The sequence below is a fragment of the Xanthomonas sp. LMG 12459 genome, assembly GCF_009192905.1.
In the GTDB taxonomy this organism is placed as follows: Bacteria; Pseudomonadota; Gammaproteobacteria; order Xanthomonadales; family Xanthomonadaceae; genus Xanthomonas_A; species Xanthomonas_A sontii.
On sequence record NZ_NSGT01000044.1, the window covers coordinates 28,598 to 48,899 of the forward strand.

The 20,302-nt window shown below is 70.2% G+C and carries 15 protein-coding genes, 1 pseudogene and 1 riboswitch; of the genes and pseudogenes, 11 read left to right on the forward strand and 5 right to left on the reverse strand.

Annotation, left to right across the window (positions count from 1 at the left end):
* The first annotated feature begins 82 nt into the window (after positions 1 to 82).
* From CEK65_RS11570 to CEK65_RS11580, 4 genes and pseudogenes are all read left to right on the forward strand, one after another.
* Positions 83 to 3,091 (forward strand): ligand-binding sensor domain-containing diguanylate cyclase, encoded by a 3,009-nt coding sequence (locus CEK65_RS11570; RefSeq protein ID WP_226980555.1) that lies wholly within the window; start codon positions 83 to 85, stop codon positions 3,089 to 3,091.
* A gap of 68 nt (positions 3,092 to 3,159) precedes the next feature.
* Complete coding sequence (locus tag CEK65_RS11575) at positions 3,160 to 4,164, forward strand: alpha/beta hydrolase (RefSeq protein WP_152181817.1); 1,005 nt, start codon at positions 3,160 to 3,162, stop codon at positions 4,162 to 4,164.
* A 723-nt stretch (positions 4,165 to 4,887) separates the two neighbouring features.
* Positions 4,888 to 5,070 (forward strand): annotated as a pseudogene (locus CEK65_RS21195) (Ig-like domain-containing protein); the annotation flags it as partial.
* 270 nt (positions 5,071 to 5,340) lie between these two features.
* On the forward strand, positions 5,341 to 6,660 hold the full coding sequence (locus tag CEK65_RS11580; protein WP_226980556.1) for a glycoside hydrolase family 18 protein: 1,320 nt from the start codon (positions 5,341 to 5,343) through the stop codon (positions 6,658 to 6,660).
* A 158-nt stretch (positions 6,661 to 6,818) separates the two neighbouring features.
* On the opposite strand, the gene CEK65_RS11585 is transcribed toward CEK65_RS11580, so the two are convergent.
* The 3 genes from CEK65_RS11585 to CEK65_RS11595 are packed head-to-tail and all read right to left on the reverse strand — an operon-like array spanning position 6,819 to position 10,152.
* The gene (locus tag CEK65_RS11585; RefSeq protein ID WP_319019761.1) at positions 6,819 to 7,892 is read right to left on the reverse strand and encodes a homoserine dehydrogenase; all 1,074 of its coding nucleotides are present in this window, start codon (positions 7,890 to 7,892) and stop codon (positions 6,819 to 6,821) included.
* A gap of 8 nt (positions 7,893 to 7,900) precedes the next feature.
* Positions 7,901 to 9,118, reverse strand: coding sequence for an O-succinylhomoserine (thiol)-lyase (locus tag CEK65_RS11590; RefSeq protein ID WP_152181818.1), 1,218 nt, complete (start codon positions 9,116 to 9,118; stop codon positions 7,901 to 7,903).
* A complete protein-coding gene (locus tag CEK65_RS11595) occupies positions 9,115 to 10,152 on the reverse strand; it encodes a homoserine O-succinyltransferase (protein WP_026144514.1) in 1,038 nt (345 codons plus the stop codon). Before CEK65_RS11595 ends, CEK65_RS11590 begins: the two co-directional genes overlap by 4 nt.
* Positions 10,153 to 10,222: 70 nt before the next feature.
* Positions 10,223 to 10,341, reverse strand: a riboswitch (SAM riboswitch).
* A 148-nt stretch (positions 10,342 to 10,489) separates the two neighbouring features.
* Here CEK65_RS11595 and CEK65_RS11600 point away from each other — a divergent pair.
* The 7 genes from CEK65_RS11600 to CEK65_RS11630 all read left to right on the forward strand — a co-directional run bounded on the left by CEK65_RS11600 (position 10,490) and on the right by CEK65_RS11630 (position 18,522).
* Positions 10,490 to 11,320 (forward strand): M23 family metallopeptidase, encoded by an 831-nt coding sequence (locus CEK65_RS11600; protein WP_152181819.1) that lies wholly within the window; start codon positions 10,490 to 10,492, stop codon positions 11,318 to 11,320.
* A gap of 67 nt (positions 11,321 to 11,387) precedes the next feature.
* Entirely contained in the window at positions 11,388 to 11,777 is a 390-nt protein-coding gene (locus tag CEK65_RS11605; RefSeq protein ID WP_017910488.1) for a GntR family transcriptional regulator, read from the forward strand.
* Entirely contained in the window at positions 11,743 to 12,684 is a 942-nt protein-coding gene (locus CEK65_RS11610) for an ABC transporter ATP-binding protein (protein ID WP_343192912.1), read from the forward strand. The genes CEK65_RS11605 and CEK65_RS11610 overlap by 35 nt, the downstream gene beginning before the upstream one ends.
* Positions 12,681 to 14,054, forward strand: coding sequence for a hypothetical protein (locus tag CEK65_RS11615; RefSeq protein ID WP_152181820.1), 1,374 nt, complete (start codon positions 12,681 to 12,683; stop codon positions 14,052 to 14,054). The genes CEK65_RS11610 and CEK65_RS11615 overlap by 4 nt, the downstream gene beginning before the upstream one ends.
* A gap of 75 nt (positions 14,055 to 14,129) precedes the next feature.
* Positions 14,130 to 15,734 (forward strand): peptide chain release factor 3, encoded by a 1,605-nt coding sequence (locus tag CEK65_RS11620; protein WP_017912942.1) that lies wholly within the window; start codon positions 14,130 to 14,132, stop codon positions 15,732 to 15,734.
* A gap of 109 nt (positions 15,735 to 15,843) precedes the next feature.
* Positions 15,844 to 16,515, forward strand: coding sequence for a hemolysin III family protein (locus tag CEK65_RS11625; protein ID WP_152181821.1), 672 nt, complete (start codon positions 15,844 to 15,846; stop codon positions 16,513 to 16,515).
* Positions 16,516 to 16,566: 51 nt separating this feature from the next.
* A complete protein-coding gene (locus CEK65_RS11630; RefSeq protein WP_017912938.1) occupies positions 16,567 to 18,522 on the forward strand; it encodes an AsmA family protein in 1,956 nt (651 codons plus the stop codon).
* 154 nt (positions 18,523 to 18,676) lie between these two features.
* Here the strand turns inward: CEK65_RS11630 and CEK65_RS11635 are convergent, their stop codons facing one another.
* Complete coding sequence (locus CEK65_RS11635) at positions 18,677 to 19,105, reverse strand: CBS domain-containing protein (protein WP_043090869.1); 429 nt, start codon at positions 19,103 to 19,105, stop codon at positions 18,677 to 18,679.
* Positions 19,065 to 20,087, reverse strand: a complete 1,023-nt coding sequence (locus tag CEK65_RS11640) for a glycosyltransferase family 2 protein (RefSeq protein WP_148827664.1) — start codon at positions 20,085 to 20,087, stop codon at positions 19,065 to 19,067. Before CEK65_RS11640 ends, CEK65_RS11635 begins: the two co-directional genes overlap by 41 nt.
* Positions 20,088 to 20,302: the final 215 nt, after the last annotated feature.

Below are 20,302 nucleotides of genomic sequence, written 5' to 3' on the forward strand. Positions count from 1 at the left end.
CATGCGCTTGCGGTTTCCACACGCCTCCTGGCGCCTGCTGGCGCTACAGCTGGCCATGCTCTCGACAGCGTGGAGCGCATGCGTGCCGCAGGCGTGGGCACTGCAGCCGGACAAGCAGTTCCATCACTACGAGCGCGAAGGCTGGGGGCTGGACCAGGGCCTGCCGCAGCTGAGCGTGCAGGCGTTCGCCCAAGACCGTCAGGGCTATCTGTGGATCGGCACGATGGGCGGGCTGACCCGCTTCGACGGCGTGCGCATGACCTCGTTCAACGAGGGCGCGCCGGCGCATCTGCCCGGCAACCTGATCAAGGCGCTGCACGTGGACGCCGCCGGCACGCTGTGGATCGGCACCTACCGCGGCCTGTCGCGGTACCGCGACGGACGCTTCACCACGCTGCTGCCGCAGGATCCGCAGGCGCCGTTGCTCAATATCGAAGCGATCGCGACCGACGCACACGGCAGCGTGCTGGTCGCGGCGCAGGATGGCGTCTACGCGGTGCAAGGCGATCGCCTGCAGCTGCGCCACCGTATCGCCGGCGGCGCCTACACGCTGCTGCCGCGCGCCGACGCGCTGTGGGTGGGCACGCGTGGCGCGGTGCTGCGCTTCGTCGCCGGCCAGGACGCGCCGGAGTCGCTGGCACTGCCGCAGGAGGCCGGCGCGACGCCGGTGCAGCATCTGCTGGAGGCGCAAGGCACGCTCTGGGCCGGCACCCGCGACGGACTGCTGCTGCGCCGCGACAGCCGCTGGCAATGGCTGCCCGACCCGACCGGGACCAGCCGGCGCGCCGTGCAGGCCCTGTTCGAGGACAGCGACCGCAACCTGTGGGTGGGACAGCCCGGCGCGCTGCTGCGCGTGCGCGATGGCGCCATCGTCGAACGCAACCCGGAGAACAAGCCGAACGTCGGCGTCAACGCCATCTTCGAGGACCGCGAGCGCAACCTGTGGCTGGGCAGCAGCTGGAACGGCGCAACCCGGCTGTGGAACGGCTGGACCCGACGCTACAGCACGCACGAAGGGCTGGACGACGCGCTGGTGTGGACCCTGGCGCGCGATCCGGACGGATCGCTGTGGGTCGGCACCGACAGCGGCCTGTCGCAGCTGCGCGATGGCCGCTACCAACCGCGCCTGAGCCTGGCGCAGTTGCACAACGAGGCGCCCTATACCTTGCTGGCCGAACCCGGCCAGCTGTGGATCGGCACCCGCCATGGCGCCGCCCTATACCGCGACGGCCGGCTCAGCCAGCCGGACTGGCTGGCGCCGCTGCGCGACCTGCAGATCAGCGGGATCGTCCGCGATCGCGCGCAGCGGCTGTGGTTCGCCAGCACCGACGGCCTGTTCCGCGCCGACGGCACGCGGCTGCGCCGCTACGGCACGGCTGAGGGCCTGCGCGATCCGCGCGTGCGGCTGATCCACGAGACCCGCGACGGGCGCCTGTTGATCGGCGCGCAGTCGGGCCTGTACGCGCTGCGCGACGAGCGCTTGGTCGCGCTGGCGCCGCCGGGCTCGGCGCTGGCCAGCGCCGACGTCACCGCGATCCACGAGCTGCCCGGCGGGCAATGGCTGGTCGGCACCCTCAACGAGCAGTTGTGGCTGTTCGACGGCGCGCACTGGTACGCGTTCGGGGAACAGGATGGGCTGCCGGTGAACGCCGCGTTCTTCATCGCCGACGACGGCCGCGGCGCGATCTGGGTGGCCGGCCTGCGCGGGGTCTACCGCGTGCGCTTGGCCGACCTGCTGCGCCATGCGGCGTCGCCACAGGCGCCGCTGAACGCCGAACTGATGCTCACCGAGCGCGCGCAGCGCCATGGCGGCGTGCAGGGCATGTGCTGCAACGGCGCCGGCAACGGCAAGGGCTTCATCGAGCACGGCGCGCTGTGGCTGCCCAGCCGCGACGGCGTGGTCGCGCTCGACACCGCCGGCATCGTCAAGAATCCGGTGGCGCCGCAGCCGGTGGTGGAGCGGGTGCGTGCGCTGGGCCAGTGGCTGACGCCGCAGGCGCTGCCGGCACCGCTGCCGGAAGGCGCGCGCGACCTCGACTTCGAGTTCACCGCCGCCTCGTTCCAGGCGCCGCAGAACGTCGAGCTGCGCTACCGCCTGCTCGGCTACGACCGCGGCTGGCGCACCCTCGACGACATCCGCCAGCGCGCGGTCAGCTACACCAACCTGCCCGGCGGCGACTACGTCTTCGAAGTCACCGGCAGCAACAACGCCGGCGTGTGGGCGGCCGCGCCGGCGCGGCTGCCGCTGCGGATCGCGCTGCGCTTCCAGGAGACGCCGTTCTACAGGCTGCTGCTGACGCTGGGCGCGTTCGCCCTGCTGCTGTGCGCGGTGGCCCTGGCGCGGCTGCACAACCGGCGCCAGCGCGACATCCTCGAACGCCAGGTGCGCGAGCGCACCCAGGCGCTGCAGGCGGCCAACCAGCGCCTGCAGGAGGCCAGCTTCACCGACGAACTGACCCAGTTGCGCAACCGCCGCTACCTGTCGCTGCACATCCCCAGCGACATCGCGCTGTACCGGCGCATGGCCGCCAACGACGAGGACATGCTGTCCTCGGGCATGCTGTTCGCGCTGATCGACATCGACCACTTCAAGTCGATCAACGACAGCGGCGGCCACCACACCGGCGACGCGGTGCTGCAGCAGATGGCGCAGTTGCTGGTGCGGCTGACCCGCGAAAGCGACTACGTGGTGCGCTGGGGCGGCGAGGAGTTCCTGCTGGTGCTGCGTTCGGCGCCGCGCGAGAACCTCACCATGGCCGCGGAACGGCTGTGCCGCTCGGTCGCCGCGCACCCCTTCGTGCTCGACCACGGCCGCCAGGGCCGGGTCACCTGCTCGATCGGGCTGGCGGAATTCCCGTTCGTGCACGACCCCGACAACCTGCTCGGCTGGGAACAACTGCTGGTACTGGCGGACCGTGCGCTGTACCAGGCCAAGGCCAAGGGCCGCAACGGCTGGGCGGCGTACCGGCCGGTGCTCGGTGCGCAGGCCGAACAGGTGCTGGCGGCGCTGCAGGAACCGCTCGCGCGGATGCAGCACCACGCCTGCCTGACCCTGGTGCACAACGGCGGCAGCCTGCCGCCGCCCGCGTGACGCGTTGACGCCTGGCAAGCGCAGGCCGGGCTAAGGTCGTGGTCCATCACGTCTGCCGCCCTGCTCCCATGCGCCACTGCCTGCTGCTCGCCGCCCTCGCCCTGTCGCCGCTCGCCTCCGCCACCGATACGCCGCCACGCTACGGCGCGCAACTGGAAGGCTTCGCCTATCCCTATCCGGTGCACTGGTACCGCTTCGACTCGCAGCGCCAGCCGCTGCAGATGGCGTACATGGACGTGGCCCCGACCGGCACGCCGAACGGCCGCACCGTGGTGCTGCTGCACGGCAAGAACTTCTGCGCGGCGACCTGGGAATCGACCATCGCCGCGCTGGTGGCACAGGGCTACCGGGTGCTGGCGCCGGACCAGATCGGCTTCTGCAAGTCGAGCAAGCCGCAGGCCTATCAGTTCAGCTTCGCGCAACTGGCGGCCAATACCCATGCGTTGCTGCAACAGGCCGGCGTGACCCGCGCCGCGATCGTCGGCCATTCGATGGGCGGCATGCTCGCCGCGCACTACGCGCTGCAGTATCCGCAGGACGTGAGCCAGCTGCTGCTGGTCAACCCGATCGGGCTGGAGGACTGGAAGGCCGCCGGCGTGCCGTGGCGCAGCGTCGACGACTGGTACGCCAAGGAACGCAAGACCGACGCGGCTTCGATCAAGCAATACCAGCAAACCGTCTACTACGGCGGACAGTGGAAGCCCGAGTACGACCGCTGGGTGAGCATGCAGGCCGGCCTGTACGCCGGTCCCGGCGGCGACCGCGTGGCCTGGAACCAGGCGCTGACCTCGGACATGGTGTTCAACCAGCCGGTGGTGCAGCGCTTCCCGCAACTGCGCGTGCCGACCACCCTGTTCATCGGCCAGCGCGACCGGACCGCGATCGGCAAGGACCTGGCGCCACCGGCGCTGGCGGCGACCCTGGGCGACTACCCGGCCTTGGGCAAGCGCGCGGCCGCGACGATTCCCGGCGCGCGCCTGGTCGCCTTCGACGACCTCGGCCATTCGCCGCAGGTGGAAGCGCCGCAACGGTTCAATACGGCCTTGCTCGAGGCGCTGGGCGAGGCGCCCTGAGCGCGCACACCCGCGACAGGTCCGGTGACTGATCCTGCACGGCGGCGCGAACGCGTCTTGCCGCGGAATCTCTCGGGTCGTCGCGGCACCACCGCGGCAGCATCGACAAGCAGCGCGCGCTGCACGCATCCGCTCGGCGGTGTGCCTCACGCCCTGCACCACGCACGCTTCGGTGCACTCGACACACCCGCACTGCACCGCAGCATCGAACAATCATGAAAACGTTGTCATCGCAGCAATCCTGGATCTGTCTCGCATTCGTCGGATTTGTCGGTTGACAACGTTGTCTTCTCGTTCGGACCCTGCGCGTGCCCGGTCCGCGTGCGAGTCAAACGACGTCGGCGCCACGCGTCTCCAAGCCCCCGGGTGATCGGACTCAAGGAACCAGATGGCGGCTCACCGCCGCTCCTCAGTCGCGCTACCTACCGCATCGGAGGCGTCACCATGAACACGAAATCCGCTGGATCGTGGTTGCTGTTCTGTTGTCTCGTCCTGGCCGGCCTCGTGCCCGGCCAGACCTGGGCCGCCGCGTGCACCGGCGTGGCCGCCTGGAACCCGGCCACCATCTACGCCGCCGGCGACACCCTGACCTACGCCGGCCACCTGTACCGCGCCAACAGTCCGATCTGGAACACCGCGCCGACCTACTGCACCAGTTGCGGCTGGTACCAGGACCTGGGCACCTGCGATGGCGGTTCGAGCAACCAGCCACCGAGCGTGGCCATGACCGCGCCCACGAGCGGCACCCGCTTCGCGGTCGGCACCACCATCGCCTTGCAGGCATCGGCCAGCGATCCCGACGGCAGCGTGGCGCGGGTCGAATTCTTCCGCGGCAGCACCTCGCTCGGCAGCGTCAGCGGCGCGCCGTACACGCTGTCCTGGAGCGGCGCAGCGGCCGGCGACTACAGCCTCACCGCCGTGGCCACCGACAACGCGGGCGCGCGCACCACCTCGGCCGCCGTCGCAATCACTATCGCGGCGGCGTCCACCGACACCACCGCGCCGAGCGTGCCGACCGGCCTGGCCGCGGCCACGCGCGCCAGCAACGCCATCACTCTGAGCTGGAACGCGGCCTCCGACAACGCCGGCGGCAGCGGCCTGGCCGGCTACGACATCCTCCGCGACGGCAATCGCGTGGGCACCTCCAGCACCACCGGCTACACCGACTCGGCGCTGATCGCCGACACTGCGTACGCCTACGCGGTCCGTGCCCGCGACAACGCCGGCAACGTCTCGGCCAGCAGCGCCACGCTGAGCGTGCGCACCCTGCCCGCCAGCGCCGGCGGCAGCAAGCGCGTGATCGGCTACTTCACCCAGTGGGGCATCTACGGCCGCAACTACCAGGTGCGCGACATCCAGACCAGCGGCGCCGCCGGCTACCTGACCCACATCAACTACGCCTTCGGCAATGTCCGCAACAACCGCTGCGAAGTCGGCGTCACCCAGCCGTCGGACAGCAGCACCGGCGCCGGCGGCGATGCCTTCGCCGACTACACCAAGGCGTTCTCCGCCGCGCAGAGCGTGGACGGCGTGGGCGATACCTGGGACCAGCCGCTGCGCGGCAACTGGAACCAGCTGAAGAAGCTCAAGGCCGCGCATCCGGGGCTGAAGGTGCTGATCTCGCTGGGCGGCTGGACCTGGTCGCGCGGCTTCTCCAGCGCCGCGCGCGCCGAGAACCGCCAGGCCTTCGTCGCCTCGTGCATCGATGCCTACATCCGCGGCAACCTGCCGGTCACCGACGGCGCCGGCGGCAGCGCGGCCGCGGCCGGGGTGTTCGACGGCATCGACATCGACTGGGAATATCCGGTGGCCTGCGGCATCGCTTGCGGCAGCGCGGAAGACCGGCAGAACTTCACCGCGCTGCTGGCCGAGTTCCGCCGCCAGCTCGACCAGGTGCAGCCGGGGCTGCTGCTGACCGTGGCGGTCGGCGCCGGCATCGACAAGATCCGGGTCACCGACCCGAACCTGTACGCGCCGTACCTGGACTACCTCAACGTGATGACCTACGACTTCCACGGCGCCTGGGATCCGCAGACCAACCATCACTCCGCCTTGTTCGAGTCGTCGGCCGATCCGTCCAGCGGCGACCAGCGCTACTACAACAGCAACGACGCCATCCAGGCCTTCCTCGACCGTGGCGTGCCCGCCGCCAAGCTCAACCTCGGCATCGGCTTCTACGGGCGTGGCTGGACCAACGTGCCCAACGTCAACCACGGCCTGTACCAGAGCGGCAGCGCCGCACCGGGTACCTACGAGGCGGGCATCGAGGACTACAAGGTGCTGCGCGGCCGCGCCGGCACCAGCTATGTCGACGCGCAGGCGCATGCGCACTGGAAGTACGACGGCAGCACCTTCTGGAGCTACGACAACCCGGCGCTGGTCACCGAGAAGATGAACTACGTCAAGACCCAGGGCCTGGGCGGCGCGTTCTTCTGGGAATTCAGCGGCGACTACCAGGGCGAGTTGCTGAAGACCATGGGCCAGGGTCTGCAATGAGCTGCGGCGGCGGCCGTCGTGCAACGCGCGACGGCCGCGCCGCGTGACCCGCACGCATCGGCGTGCAGGCAGCGTTGCCTACACGCCGACTGCCCGTCGGTATCGCCCCAGTCCGAACCGCGATGCCCGCACATGACGGCGGGCGTCGTTCGCTTCGCTCAGCGCACCGCGATCCGCAGCACGTCGTCGAGCAAGGCCGCCGCGGTGACATCGGCGCCCGCGCCCGGCCCCTGGATCAGCAGCGGCTGCTGCAGATAGCGGTCGCTGTGGATGGCGACGCGGTTGTCGGTGCCGGCACCGCTGGCCAATGGATGTGTCAGCGGCAGCACGCGCAGGCCCACCGAGGCGCCGTGCGCATCGAAGCGACCGACGAAGCGCAGGCAGGCACCGGCGGCCTGTGCCTGCGCCAGGCGCACTGCCAGCGGCGCGTCCAATTGTTCGAGTGCGGCATCCAGTTGCGCCAGCGGCACCGTGGCCAGCGTGGCCGGCACCAGCGACTCCACCTGCACCTGCTCGGCACGCAACGGCAGGCCGGCGGCGCGGGCCAGGATCAGCAGCTTGCGCCGCACGTCCTCGCCGGACAGGTCCTCGCGCGGATCGGGCTCGGTGTAGCCGGCGGCCGCGGCCTCGCGTACGCACGCGGAGAAGGCGCGGTGGCCGTCGTAGCGATGCAGCAGCCAGGCCAAAGAGCCGGACAGCACGCCTTCCACCGCATGGATATGGTCGCCACCGGCGACCAGCGCGCGGAGGCTGCTCAGCAACGGCAGCCCGGCCCCGACCGTGGCGCTGTCGCCGTAGTGGGTGCTGGCGGCATGGCGGGCGGCCTGGATCTGTTCGGCCCGCGCCAGCGCGGCGCCCTGGCCGAGCTTGTTGGCGGTGACCACGTGCACGCCGCGCCGCAGCCACTCGGCATGGCGCTGCGCCACCGCCTCGCTGGCGGTGGCGTCGACCACGATGTCGCCACGGCTCAGGTCCTCCGGCAACGTCACCGCCTGCACCGTGCGCGCGGCGGCATTGGCCGCGACCAGCGCCTGCGCCGGCGTCACCGTGCAATCGGCAACGGTGCGCGAATTGGCCAGCCAGGCGAAGGTCGGCAAGCCGGGCCGGCGCTGCTGCAGCGCCTGGTAGCGCGCGACGAAGGCGCGGCCGACGGTGCCGGTGCCGAGCAGGCCCAGCCGCGCGGTGGCCACGTCGGGCACCGTGCGCAGCGGCGCCAGCGGCGCATCGGCCAACCCGCTGCTCACGCGTCCACCCGTTTGCGGGCCAGCGCCTCGCCGGCGCGTTGCGCGCGCTTCAGGCCGGCCTGCAGGTCGGCGACCAGATCCGCACTGGATTCGATGCCCACCGACAGGCGCAGCAGGCCGTCGGAAATCCCGGCCTTGGCGCGCGCCTCGGCGGTCATCGCCGCATGGGTCATGGTCGCCGGATGCGCGATCAGGCTCTCCACGCCGCCCAGCGATTCGGCCAGGGTGAAGTAGCGCAGGCCATCGACGAAGGCGCGCACCTCGGCCTCGCCGCCGGCCAGTTCGAAACTGATCATCGCGCCGAAGCCGCGCTGCTGCCGCGCCGCCACCGCGTGGCCCGGATGCGAGGCCAGGCCCGGGTAGTACACCTGGCGCACCGCGGCGTGCGTGGTCAGCAATTCCACCACCGCCTGCGCGTTCTCCTGGTGCGCGCGCAGGCGCGCGTCCAGCGTGCGCAGGCCGCGCAGGGTCAGGAACGCATCGAACGGCGAGCCGGTCAGGCCCAGCGCATTGGCCCACCACACCAGTTGCTGGTGCAGTTCGGCATCGGCCGCGATCACCGCGCCACCGACCACGTCGCTGTGGCCGTTGACGTACTTGGTGGTGGAGTGGATCACCAGGTCGGCACCGAAGGCGATCGGGGTCTGCAGCGCCGGCGACAGGAAGGTGTTGTCGACCACCGCCAGCGCGCCGGCCTTGTGCGTGGCGTCGATGACGAAACGCAGGTCGGTGATGCGCAGCAGCGGGTTGGACGGGGTCTCGATCAGCACCAGTTTCGGCGCCTGCGCCAGCGCATCGGCCAGCGAGCGCGGATCGGTCAGGTCGGCGGTGATCAGTTCGAAGTGACCCTTCTTGGCCAGCGCGTTGAACAGGCGCCAGCTGCCGCCGTACGCGTCGTGCGGGACCACCAGCTTGTCGCCGGGCTGCAGCAGCGCATTGAGCACCAGGTTGATCGCGCCCATGCCGGTGGCGGTGATCACCCCACCGGCGCCGCCTTCCAGTTCCGCCAGCGCTTCGCCGAGCAAGTCGCGGGTGGGGTTGCCGCTGCGGGTGTAGTCGTACTGGCGCTTGTTGCCGAAGCCGTCGAAGCTGAAGTTCGACGACAGCACGATCGGCGGGGTCACCGCACCGTAGGCGGTATCGCGGTCGATGCCGGCGCGGACCGCGGCGGTGGCGGCACTACAGGGCAGATCGGTGTCGTGGGCAGTGCTCATGCGGCAACTCCGGTGGGGCGAAGGGCGGTGGCGAGAATCGCGTCGATGCGATCGGTTTCTTTCAGGAAGGCGTCGTGGCCGTAGGGCGAACGCAGCACGCGCAGGCTGCCGCGCGGGCCCAGGCCTTCGACCAGGGTGACCAGGTCCGACAGCGGCACCAGGCGGTCGCCTTCGACCGCCACCACCACGGTGGGCACGGCGACGGCGGCCGGCTCGATGCGGTGCAGGTCGATGGATTCGGACAGGCGCAGGTAGGCGTTGACCTGGGTGCGCGCCACGTACTGCGCGCCGGCGGCGTCCAGGTAATCTTCGGCGGCGACGCGGACGCGGCCGTTGATCACTTCCGGCGCCGCGTCGAAGCGTTCGCCGAATTCCTCCGGAGTGCGGTAGCTGAGCATCGCGAACTGCCGGGCCAGCGACAGCCCGTGGCTCTCGGCGCATTGCAACTGGCCCAGTGCCACGGCGCGGCGCTGCAGCGCGCGCCAGGCCGCGGCATACGGATGCGCGCGGTGCGCGCCGCTGACCGCAATCAGCTTCTGCAGGCGCTGCGGATGCCGCACCGCCAGTTGCAGGCCGACCAGCGCACCGTAGGAGTAGCCGACGAACCCGTGCAGTTGCGCGATGTCCAGCGCGTCCAGCAGCGCGGCGATGGCATCGGCCTGGTCGGCACTGTCGATCGGCGCGTCCAGGCTGCCGTCGGCACCGACGAAATCGAACGCCAGCAGCCGCCGCTGGGTGGGATCCAGCGCCCGCCCCGGCCCGACCAGGCCTTCGGCCCAGCCCTTCTCGGGAAAACTGGCGTTGGCGGCGAGGTGGCGGTGCGCGGAGATGCCGCCGGCAACGAACACCACCGGCGCGGCAGCCGGGCCGCTCAGTTCGTAGCGCAGGCGCAGCAGTTGCACACCGGCGTGGCGCAGCGGCAACGCGACCGCGATCTCGCCACGCATCGCGTGCACGCCGTCGGCCGGCGCGGCAACGCGGTCGTGGGACGGAGTGGCGGAGGTGGGGCGATCAGGCGAGTTCACGAGGCGCATGGCGGTATCCGGAGAGGAACGGCCATCGAGCTTCGCGGAGCTCGCGTTCGCCATGCAGAAGGCATGGATCGAACCATCTTTCGGCGGACGCGGTGGTCCCCGCAGGATTTGGCACCTACACGGGCGCTTGCGCGTCCGCTGGCTGCCCCGGCATCAAAGGGCCTGTCCCTCCGCCGGTCTCGATGGTGGAGCCACGATGCCAGCGATTTTCGGCCATGTCAATCTCTTTATTCGGATGAAGCGATATGATTTTTCGATCCCTGGCCTCGGCCATACTCCGCTTTCCCCATCGCTGCCCCTGCCCGTGCGCCGACGCCGCCCCCGCCGCTGGCTTGCCGTGGTCCTGTCGCTGGCGGCAGCGACCGCCGCGTTCGCGCAGCCGTTGCTGCGCTGGAACGCGCCGCGGCCGGTGGCGGCACCGTCGCCAGCGTGGCTGCAGGTGAGCGCCCGCGACAGCGGCCTGCGCGAGGTTGCACTGGGCAATCCGCTCGGCGGCCCGGTGCAGATCCGCCTGCTCGGCGACAGCGCCGGCTTCACCGCCGTCCCCGCGCTGCCGTTGACCGCGGAGCTGGCCGCCGGCGAGCGCCGCGTGGTCGCGCGCCTGTATCCCCCCGGCGACCTCGCTGAGGCCGGCGGCGACGGCGCCCGACTGCGCATCGAGGCCGTCCCCGGTTCGCCGCGCGCCCATGCCGACGCGGTGCTGTATGCCCTGCCGTTCGCCGATCGCCCGGTGCGCATCGACCAGGGCTTCGGCGGCGCCTTCAGCCATCGCGACCCGGCCAACGCCTATGCCCTGGATTTCGCCCTGCCCGACGGCACGCCGGTGCTGGCCGCGCGCGCGGGCGTGGTGATGGAGGTGCGCGACGACTTCCGCGAATCCGGCACCGACCCGCGCCTGGGTCAGGCCGCCAATCTGGTGCGGGTGGTGCACGCCGACGGCAGCATGGCGATCTACGCACACCTGGCCCCAGGCGGCGTGCAGGTGCGGGTGGGCCAGGCGGTGCAGCGCGGCGACCGCCTCGGCCTGTCCGGCAACACCGGCCTGAGCAGCGGCCCGCACCTGCATTTCGCCGTCCAGCTCAACCGCGGCCTGCGCCTGGAATCGGTGCCGTTCCGGATGGTCGGCCCGCTGGGCGAATTGCGCTTCGCCCATCCCACTCCACCCTGAGCGCGCCGCCTACCGTTCGTCGGCAAACGCATTGACATTCACCAAGTGTATTGATGTATTAATACACATGGATGCAACCCATCTCCACGTCCAACCCAGCGCCCCCGAGCCGATCTACCGGCAGATCGCCGAACAGATCCGCCGCCTGGTCGCCGCCGGGCAATTGCGCCCAGGCGACGGTCTGCCTTCGGTACGCGAGGTCGCCGCGGTCCACGCGGTGAACCCGATGACGGTCTCGCGCGCCTACAGCCAGCTCGAAGCCGAGGGCGTGCTGGAACGCCTGCGCGGTCGCGGCATGGCGGTGGCCGCGACCGCCGCCGCACCGCAACGGCAGCGCCTGGAGTTGATCGAACCCCGGCTGCAGGAACTGGTCCGGCATTGCCGCGAACTGGGCCTGCCGGCGCCTCCCGTGATCGAACGTCTTGAACAGTTGTTTGGAGAACCTGGCGATGAGTAGCGTGGCGATGCAGAGCGCAATCCAGACCGATCTGGACATGGACCTGCCGCTGGCGGCGCACGACCTGCACCTGGCGTTCGGTGCCAGCGACGTGCTGCGAGGCGTGGGCCTGCAGATCGGGCGCGGCGAGGTGGTCGGACTGATCGGCCGCAACGGCGCCGGCAAGAGCACCCTGTTGGCCTGCCTGCTCGGCCTGCTGCAGCCGCAGCGCGGCCAGGCGCAGGTATTCGGCGGTCCGGCGCTGCGCCTGGACGACGCGCGCAAGGCGCGCATCGGCTTCGTGCCCCAGCAGCCCCAGGCCTTCGGCTGGATGCGCGTGGCGGAACTGCTCGCCTTCGCCGCGCAGCTCTATCCGCACTGGGACCCGCAGCGCGCCGACACGCTGCTGCAGCGCTGGGAACTGGACCGCCGCCAGCGCATCGACACGCTTTCGCCCGGCCAGGCCCAGCGCCTGGCCCTGGTGCGGGCGCTGGCGGCGCGGCCGGCGCTGCTGGTGCTGGACGAACCGGCCTCGGCGCTGGATCCGGTGGCGCGCCGCGACCTGATGCGCGAGATCGTCACCGAAACCTGCGATGCCGGCACCACCGTGCTGTTCTCCAGCCACATCGTCAGCGACCTGGAACGGGTGGCATCGCGCGTGGCTTTCCTGCACCAGGGCCGGCTGCTGCTCGACCAGCCGCTGGACGAACTCAAGGACAGCGTGTTGCGACTCACGCTGCCGTCGGCCGCCGCCGCGCTGCTCGGCGACGCCGTGCTGCGCGGCGAACTCGCACGGCGCCGCAGCGCCGACGGCGGCACCGCCGTACTGCTGCACGCCAGCGAACCGCCTTCCGCCCTGCTCGGCGTGCCCGGTCTGCGCATCGACCGGCTCGGCCTGGAGGACCTGTTCATCGAGGTGGCGGGATGAAGCGCCTGCTCGCCGATCTGCGCCTGCTGTACGCGGCATCGGGCAGGACCCGATGGGTCTACCCCTGGGTGATCGCCGCGGCATTGGCCCTGACGTGGGTCGACAATCCACCATCGCCGCTGGTGCTGACCTGCCCCATCGTGCTGCTGCTCTGGGCACGACTCGGCGCACGCTTGCTGAGCCTGCTCGAGCAGGCGCATCGTCTGCGCCTTCCGGGGCTGCGCAAGCGCTTCGTGCGCCTGTTCGCATTGGCGGTGGCCGGCACCGTGCTGGTGCCGGTCCTGCTGTACGTGCCCCGCGGCAGCGATCCCAGCCTGACGGCACCGACGCTGCTGCTGTGCGCGTCCGGCGGGCTGCTGCTGGCGACAGCGCCAGCGTGGTCCAGTACCGCACTGCTGTGTCTGCCGCCCCTCGGCTTCATGCTGCACTACTGGGTCGGCGTGCCATTGGACGCGCACCCGCGCAGCACCATGCTGGTCATCGCTGCAGCGTGCGTCGCGGGCGCGACGTGGGCGTACCGCCGCGCCAGCACGCCTCGGCCCGTCGCGCTCGCGCCGTGGCTGCGTCCGCTGTGGATGAACCTGCAGCCGCGCCTGCCCGGCGATGGCGCGATCAGGCAGGTGGTCGCATCGCAAACCGGGCGCCGTGGGTGGATGCAGGGCATCGCGCGCCCCAGCGTTCCCTCGGGCCTGCACGGCGCACCGGAACGCGCCATGCGCTTCGCACTCGGTCCAGGTTTCGCTCCCGGCAGCGCGGCCGGCACCGCGCTGGCCGTCCTCGTCATGCCGTCGCTGGTGTTGCTGTGGACGCTGCTGCTGGTGGGCACGCAATCGCCGACGCTGCCGCTGATCCTGGCCAACGTCATGGCCAACCTGTCCAGCGCGAAGTTCCTGCAACGACTGTGGCTGTGGCGCAAGCACGGCAACCTCGGCCTGATGGAAAGTGCCCTGCTGCCCGGCATGGGCGCACCCGGGCAGATCGGCACGCTGTTCAACCAGGTGGTGCTGAAATGCGCGATCGCGGCGATGCTTCCGTGGCTGGGCCTGTCCTGGCTGCTCGGGCTGCTCAGACACGCCCCGACCGCCTACTACCCACTGACGGTGTCGATCACCCTGACCGGGACCCTGCTTGCCAGCACCATCTTGCTGGCCTGCCTGCGCTGGCCGCGCAGCGTGTTGGCGCTGGTCGTGGCGCACTGCGCACTGACGCTGCTGGGCGCCATCAGCATCGGCCAGGTCGGCCTGCCCCGCGCGGTGGCACCGCACTGGCTGGCACCAGCCTGGAGCCTGCTGCTGCTCGGCATGGTCATCGTCTACAACCTGGTGGCACGCCAATCCAGCAAGCGCCCGCACCCCTGGCTGCTCAACTGAACGGCCGTAGCGGGAAGCCCGCTATAATCGCGGGCTTCCTCCGTTGCCGATGACGCCCTTCCGGGCGTGCCGCCCATGTCCGAAGTCGCCACCGAAGCTGCGCGCCGCCGCACCTTCGCCATCATTTCCCATCCCGACGCCGGCAAGACCACGCTGACCGAAAAGCTGCTGCTGTTCGGCGGGGCGATCCAGATGGCCGGCTCGGTGAAGGGCCGCAAGGCCGCGCGCCATGCCACCTCGGACTGGATGGCGCTGGAAAAGGAACGCGGCATCTCGGTGACCTCGTCGGTGATGCAGTTCCCGTACGAAGGCAAGATCATCAACCTGCTCGACACCCCCGGCCACGCCGACTTCGGCGAGGACACCTACCGCGTGCTCACCGCGGTGGACTCGGCGCTGATGGTGATCGACGTGGCCAAGGGCGTGGAAGAGCGCACCATCAAGCTGATGGAGGTGTGCCGGCTGCGCGACACGCCGATCATGACCTTCATCAACAAGCTCGACCGCGAGGGCAAGGATCCGATCGACCTGCTCGACGAGGTCGAGACCGTGCTCGGCATCGAGTGCGCGCCGGTGACCTGGCCGATCGGCATGGGCCAGCGCCTCAAGGGCGTGGTGCACCTGGTGACCGGCGAAGTGCACCTGTACGAACCCGGCCGCAACTTCACCCGCCAGGATTCGACCATCTTCCCGTCGCTGGACGCGCCCGGCCTGGCCGAGAAGATCGGCGAACAGATGCTGGCCGACCTGCGCGAGGAACTGGAACTGGTGCAGGGCGCCAGCCACGCCTTCGACCTGGACGCTTACCGCGCCGGCAAGCAGACCCCGGTGTTCTTCGGCTCCGGCGTCAACAACTTCGGCGTGCAGCCGCTGCTGGACTTCTTCGCCGAGCACGCACCGCCGCCGCAGCCGCGCGCCACCACCGGCCGCCAGGTGCAGGCCGGCGAGGACAAGCTGACCGGCTTCGTGTTCAAGATCCAGGCCAACATGGATCCGCAGCATCGCGACCGCGTCGCCTTCATGCGCATCTGCTCCGGCCGCTTCGCCGCCGGCATGAAGACCCTGCACGTGCGCACCGGCAAGGAGGTCAAGCTGGCCAATGCGCTGACCTTCATGGCCAGCGACCGCGAGATCGCCGCCGAGGCCTACCCCGGCGACGTCATCGGCATCCACAACCACGGCACCATCTCCATCGGCGACACCTTCACCGAAGGCGAGTCGCTGTCGTTCACCGGCATTCCCAACTTCGCCCCGGAACTGTTCCGCCGCGCGCGCCTGCGCGACCCGCTCAAGCTCAAGCAATTGCAGAAGGGCCTGGCGCAGCTGTCCGAGGAAGGCGCCACCCAGTTCTTCCGCCCGCTGATGAGCAACGACCTGATCCTCGGTGCGGTCGGCACGCTGCAGTTCGACGTGGTCGCCTACCGGCTCAAGGACGAGTACGGCGTGGACGCCAGCTTCGAACCGGTGGGCGTGGTCACCGCGCGCTGGGTGCACTGCGACAACCCCAAGAAGCTGGAAGAGTTCCGCGAGAAGAACGCGATGAACCTCGGCATCGACGCCGCCGGCGAACTGGTCTACTTGGCGCCGACCCGGGTCAACCTGCAACTGGCGCAGGAACGTGCGCCGGACGTGCGCTTCGCCGCCACGCGCGAACACGCGCACAGCGTGGCGGTGGAATGACCGCCATGTGACCGCGGGCGTGCGCCGGCTGAGCGCACGCTCAACCGGCGGCGCCGTGTTGCGCCGCAGCGGATGCGAACCGCTCGCAATTGCGGTACCGTGCGGGCCCATGGATGCAGACCGGTCGCCCGCCTACTCGAACGCCGACGCGCAGCCTTCCACGGACTGGCGCGACGAACTGGCCAGTGCGCTGACCCACGGCCTCGGCGCCATCGCCGCGCTGGCCGGCGGCTCGGTGCTGATCACCCTCGCCGCCATCTACGGCGACGGCTGGCAGCTCGCCACCGCGATCGTGTTCAGCGTCACCTTGCTGCTGCTGTACGTGGCCTCGACGCTGTACCACGCCATCCCGCATCCCGGCGCAAAGGCGCGCCTGCAGATCTTCGACCACTGCGCGATCTACCTGCTGATCGCCGGCACCTACACCCCGTTCACCCTGATCGGCCTGCGCGGCCCGTGGGGCTGGGGCCTGTTCGCGGCGATCTGGACCATCGCCGTGGCCGGGGTGATCTTCAAGCTGTTCTTCACTGGTCGCTTCCGCCTGCTGTCGACCATCCTGTACATCGCGATGGGCTGGCTGATCGTGGTGGCGATCGAACCGCTGCTGCGCTCCGTCGACGCCTGGACCCTGGGCTGGCTGCTAGCCGGCGGTCTGTTCTACACCCTGGGCACCTACTTCTACCAGCGCGACACCGTGCGCTACTTCCACGCCATCTGGCATCTGTTCGTGCTCGCCGGCAGCGTCTGCCACTTCGTGGCGGTGACCAGTCAGGTGCTCTGAGGCGACGATCGCTTTCGCACCCCGTGCACGGCGGCTGCCTAGGATGGCCGCATGGCTCGCGACCCCGCTTCCGCATCCCGCTCCTGGCCCTGGCGGCGCAACGACGGCCGCCTGCGGCGCTGGCCGTTCGTGCTCGGCGCGCTGGTGCTGCTCCTGCTCGTCATCATCCTGATCTTCGACTGGAACTGGTTCAAGGCGCCAGTGGAACGCGCGGTGCAGGCGCGCACCGGCCGCGCCTTCCATATCGACGGCAACCTCGACGTGGACCTGGGCCGCATCATCACCGTGCGCGGCGATCGCCTGCGCTTCGCCAACGCCGACTGGTCGAAGCAGCCGCAGATGGCCAGCGCCGACCGCGCCGAACTGGACATCGCGCTGTGGCCGCTGCTGCGCGGACGCGTGCGTATCCCCGAGATCCGCCTGACCAAGCCAGACCTGCTGCTGGAAACCGGACCGAACGCACAGCCCGGCAACTGGGTGTTCGGCCAGTCCGACGGCGGCCGTCCGGTCGTGCTCGGCGCCCTGCGGGTACAGCAGGGACATCTGCGCTTCCAGGATCCGGCCGGGCGCACCGAGATCGACATCGCCGTCGACAGCCAGGTCGGGCAGCGCCGCCGTGGCGATGCCGCCCCGCCGATCGCGGTCAGCGGCGACGGCCGCTGGCGCGGCAATCCCTTCACCCTGAGAGGCAGTACCGCCTCGCCGCTGGAACTGAGCGAGAGCGACCATCCGTTCCGCGTCGACCTGCGCGGCAGCGCCGGCAGCACCCGCGCGCACATGCGCGGCACCCTCACCAATCCGTTCCAGTTGCGCGTGTTCGACCTGCAACTGCAACTGGCCGGCACCGACATGGCCCACCTGTATCCGCTGCTCGGCATCGCCATTCCCTCCACCCCGCCCTACCAGTTGGACGGACGCCTGCAGCGCGACGGCGATCGCTGGCGCTACCAGGACTTCCGTGGCCGCGCCGGCGACAGCGACCTGGCCGGCACCGTGCAGATCGATACCGCTGGGCAACGCCCGTTCCTGCGCGCCGACCTGCGTTCGCAGCGGCTGGATTTCGACGACCTGGCCGGCTTCGTCGGCGCACCGCCGCGCACCGGCGCCGGCGAGACCGCCAATGCCGAGCAGAAGGCGCAGGCAGCCAAGCTCGCCGCCACCGACAAGGTGCTGCCGTCCACCCCATACGACCTCGGCAAGCTGCGCGCGATGGATGCCGACGTGCGCTGGAAGGCGCAGCGCATCAATGCGCCGTCGCTGCCGCTGGACGACATGGATGCGCATCTGAAGCTCGATGACGGCGTGCTGCTGCTGCAACCGCTGAACTTCGGCGTGGCCGGCGGCGATCTGCGCTCGGACATCCGCATGGATGCACGCAAGCCCACGCTGTTCACCCGCGCGCAGGTGTCGATCCGCGGCGTGCAACTGGGCAAGCTGTTCCCCGACGGCAAACTGGCCAAGGAAGCGGCGGGCGCGATCGGCGGCGAGATCGCGTTGGCCGGCAGCGGCAACTCGATCGCGCAGATGCTCGGCAGCGCCGACGGCAGCGTCGCCGTCGGCATGGGCAAGGGCCGCATCAGCAATCTGGTGATGGAGCTGGCCGGCCTGGATATCGCCGAATCGCTGAAGTATCTGGTGACCAAGGACCGCGAGATCCCGGTACGCTGTGCGTTCGGCGACTTCGGCGTGCAGCACGGAGTGATGACCTCGCGCGGCCTGGCCTTCGACAGCACCGACACCCTGCTGGTCGGCAGCGGCACCATCGACCTGGGCCAGGAACGCCTGGACCTGCTGCTGAAGGCGCAACCCAAGGACCACAGCATCCTCGCCCTGCGCTCGCCGCTGCGCGTCGGCGGCACCTTCAAGGACCCCAGCTTCCGCCCCGACTTCAAGGCCCTGGGCCTGCGCGGCGCGATCGCCGTCGCCCTGGGCAGCATCGCCCCGCCAGCGGCGCTGCTGGCCACCATCGAGACCGGGCCGGGCAAGGATATTCAGTGCGGGCGGTGAAGCCGGGAGTGGGGAATCGGGAATGGGGAATCGTCAGATCAAGAGCGCATTGCGTGGTCTGACATCGCCAGGCGAATCACGCCCAAACGCATAACGCGGGATCCGCGCTCCTGCCTTTCCCAGTCCCCATTCTCTTTTCCCGACTCCCAGCCCCTCAGCTCCTGATGTACTCCTGCAACTGATCCAGCTCCTCGCGCTGCTCTTCGATCACCGCCTTGACCAGGTCGCCGATCGAGATCACGCCGATCACGGTGCCGGCGTCCACCACGGGCAGGTGGCGGATGCGTTGCCCGGTCATCAGTTCCATGCACTGCTGCACGCTCTGCGACGGGTCCACGGTGTGCACCCTGCTGCTCATGATGTCGCGCACCGGCGTGGTCGCCGAGGAGCGGTCCTGCAGGACCACCTTGCGTGCGTAATCGCGCTCGGACAGGATCCCGGACAGCTGTCCGTCCTGCAGCACCAGCACCGCTCCGATGCCCTTGGCGGCCATCAGCCGCAGCGCCTCGATCACCGCCGTGTCCGGCGCGACCGCGTGGATCTCATTGCCCTTTTCGCTCAAGACCTGCCGTACCGTCCGCATCGCTGCCTCCCGGTTCGCTGGATCGCACGGCCGAGCATACTCCTTCGCCCGGTGCACGCCAGGTCTCCACCAGGTACAGCGGACGTTGCTTGGATTCCTCGTACAGCCGGCCCAGGTATTCGCCGATCAGGCCCAGCGCGATCAGTTGCACGCCGCCCAGGAACAGGATGACCGCCATCATCGTCGGCCAGCCGGCCACCGGGTCGCCCCACAGCGCCGCCTTGACCACCACCCAGATCGCGAACAAGAAGGCGCCCACCGCTGTCGCCAGGCCCAGGTAGGTGGCCACCCGCAACGGCGCGGTGGAGAAGCCGGTGATGCCGTCCAGGGCGAAGTTCCACAACCGCCACAGGCTGAACTTGCTGCGCCCGGCCAGCCGCGGCGCACGCCGGTACGGCACCGCCAGGCGGCGGAAACCGATCCAGCCGAACAATCCCTTCATGAAGCGGTGGCGCTCGCGCAATTGCCGCAGCGCGGCCAGCGCGCGTGGCGACAGCAGGCGGAAATCGCCGGTATCGGCGGGGATCGGCGTCTTCGACAGGCGCCCGATCACCCGGTAGAACAGCGCCGCGGTGCCGCGCTTGAGCCAGCCCTCGCCTTCGCGCACCAGGCGCGTACCGTAGATATCGTCGTAGCCGGCGCGCCAATGCGCGACGAACTGTCCGATCAGTTCCGGCGGATCCTGCCCATCGGCGTCCAGCAGCATCGCCGCGCCGCGATCGACGCAGTCCAGACCGGCGGTCAGCGCCAGTTCCTTGCCGAAATTGCGCGACAGACGCAGCGCGCCGACCCGCGGATCGGACGCGGCCAGCGTCTGGATCGTCTCCCAGGTCGCATCGCGGCTGCCGTCGTCCACGTACAGCACACGCCCCTCCAATCCCGGCACGGCGTCGAGCGCAGCGACGATGCGCGGGTGCAACAGCGGCAGGGTCTGCGCCTCGTTGAACGCAGTGACGACGACGGTAAGACGTTCGGATTCCATCGGCGGATGGTACGGAGCCGCCTGCGGGTTCACCAGCGGTGGGCATCACCTGACGAGCCACTCCCTTCTCCCATTGGGAGAAGGTGCCCCGAAGGGGCGGATGAGGGTACGTCTGCCGCCGAACCCCACCACGCTCACGTGCCGGCCGTACCCTCACCCCAACCCCTCTCCCGAAGGGAGAGGGGCTTTGAATCCCTTCTCCCATCGGGACCATG

What these genes read in the sequence shown, in the direction of transcription:
- CEK65_RS11575 (WP_152181817.1), top strand. Translation starts at nt 3,160, where the DNA reads ATGCGCCACTGCCTGCTGCTCGCCGCCCTCGCCCTGTCGCCGCTCGCC.
- CEK65_RS11590 (WP_152181818.1), bottom strand. Translation starts at nt 9,118, where the DNA reads ATGAGCACTGCCCACGACACCGATCTGCCCTGTAGTGCCGCCACCGCC.
- CEK65_RS11595 (WP_026144514.1), bottom strand. Translation starts at nt 10,152, where the DNA reads ATGCGCCTCGTGAACTCGCCTGATCGCCCCACCTCCGCCACTCCGTCC.
- CEK65_RS11605 (WP_017910488.1), top strand. Translation starts at nt 11,388, where the DNA reads ATGGATGCAACCCATCTCCACGTCCAACCCAGCGCCCCCGAGCCGATC.
- CEK65_RS11615 (WP_152181820.1), top strand. Translation starts at nt 12,681, where the DNA reads ATGAAGCGCCTGCTCGCCGATCTGCGCCTGCTGTACGCGGCATCGGGC.
- CEK65_RS11620 (WP_017912942.1), top strand. Translation starts at nt 14,130, where the DNA reads ATGTCCGAAGTCGCCACCGAAGCTGCGCGCCGCCGCACCTTCGCCATC.
- CEK65_RS11625 (WP_152181821.1), top strand. Translation starts at nt 15,844, where the DNA reads ATGGATGCAGACCGGTCGCCCGCCTACTCGAACGCCGACGCGCAGCCT.
- CEK65_RS11630 (WP_017912938.1), top strand. Translation starts at nt 16,567, where the DNA reads ATGGCTCGCGACCCCGCTTCCGCATCCCGCTCCTGGCCCTGGCGGCGC.
- CEK65_RS11635 (WP_043090869.1), bottom strand. Translation starts at nt 19,105, where the DNA reads ATGCGGACGGTACGGCAGGTCTTGAGCGAAAAGGGCAATGAGATCCAC.
- CEK65_RS11640 (WP_148827664.1), bottom strand. Translation starts at nt 20,087, where the DNA reads ATGGAATCCGAACGTCTTACCGTCGTCGTCACTGCGTTCAACGAGGCG.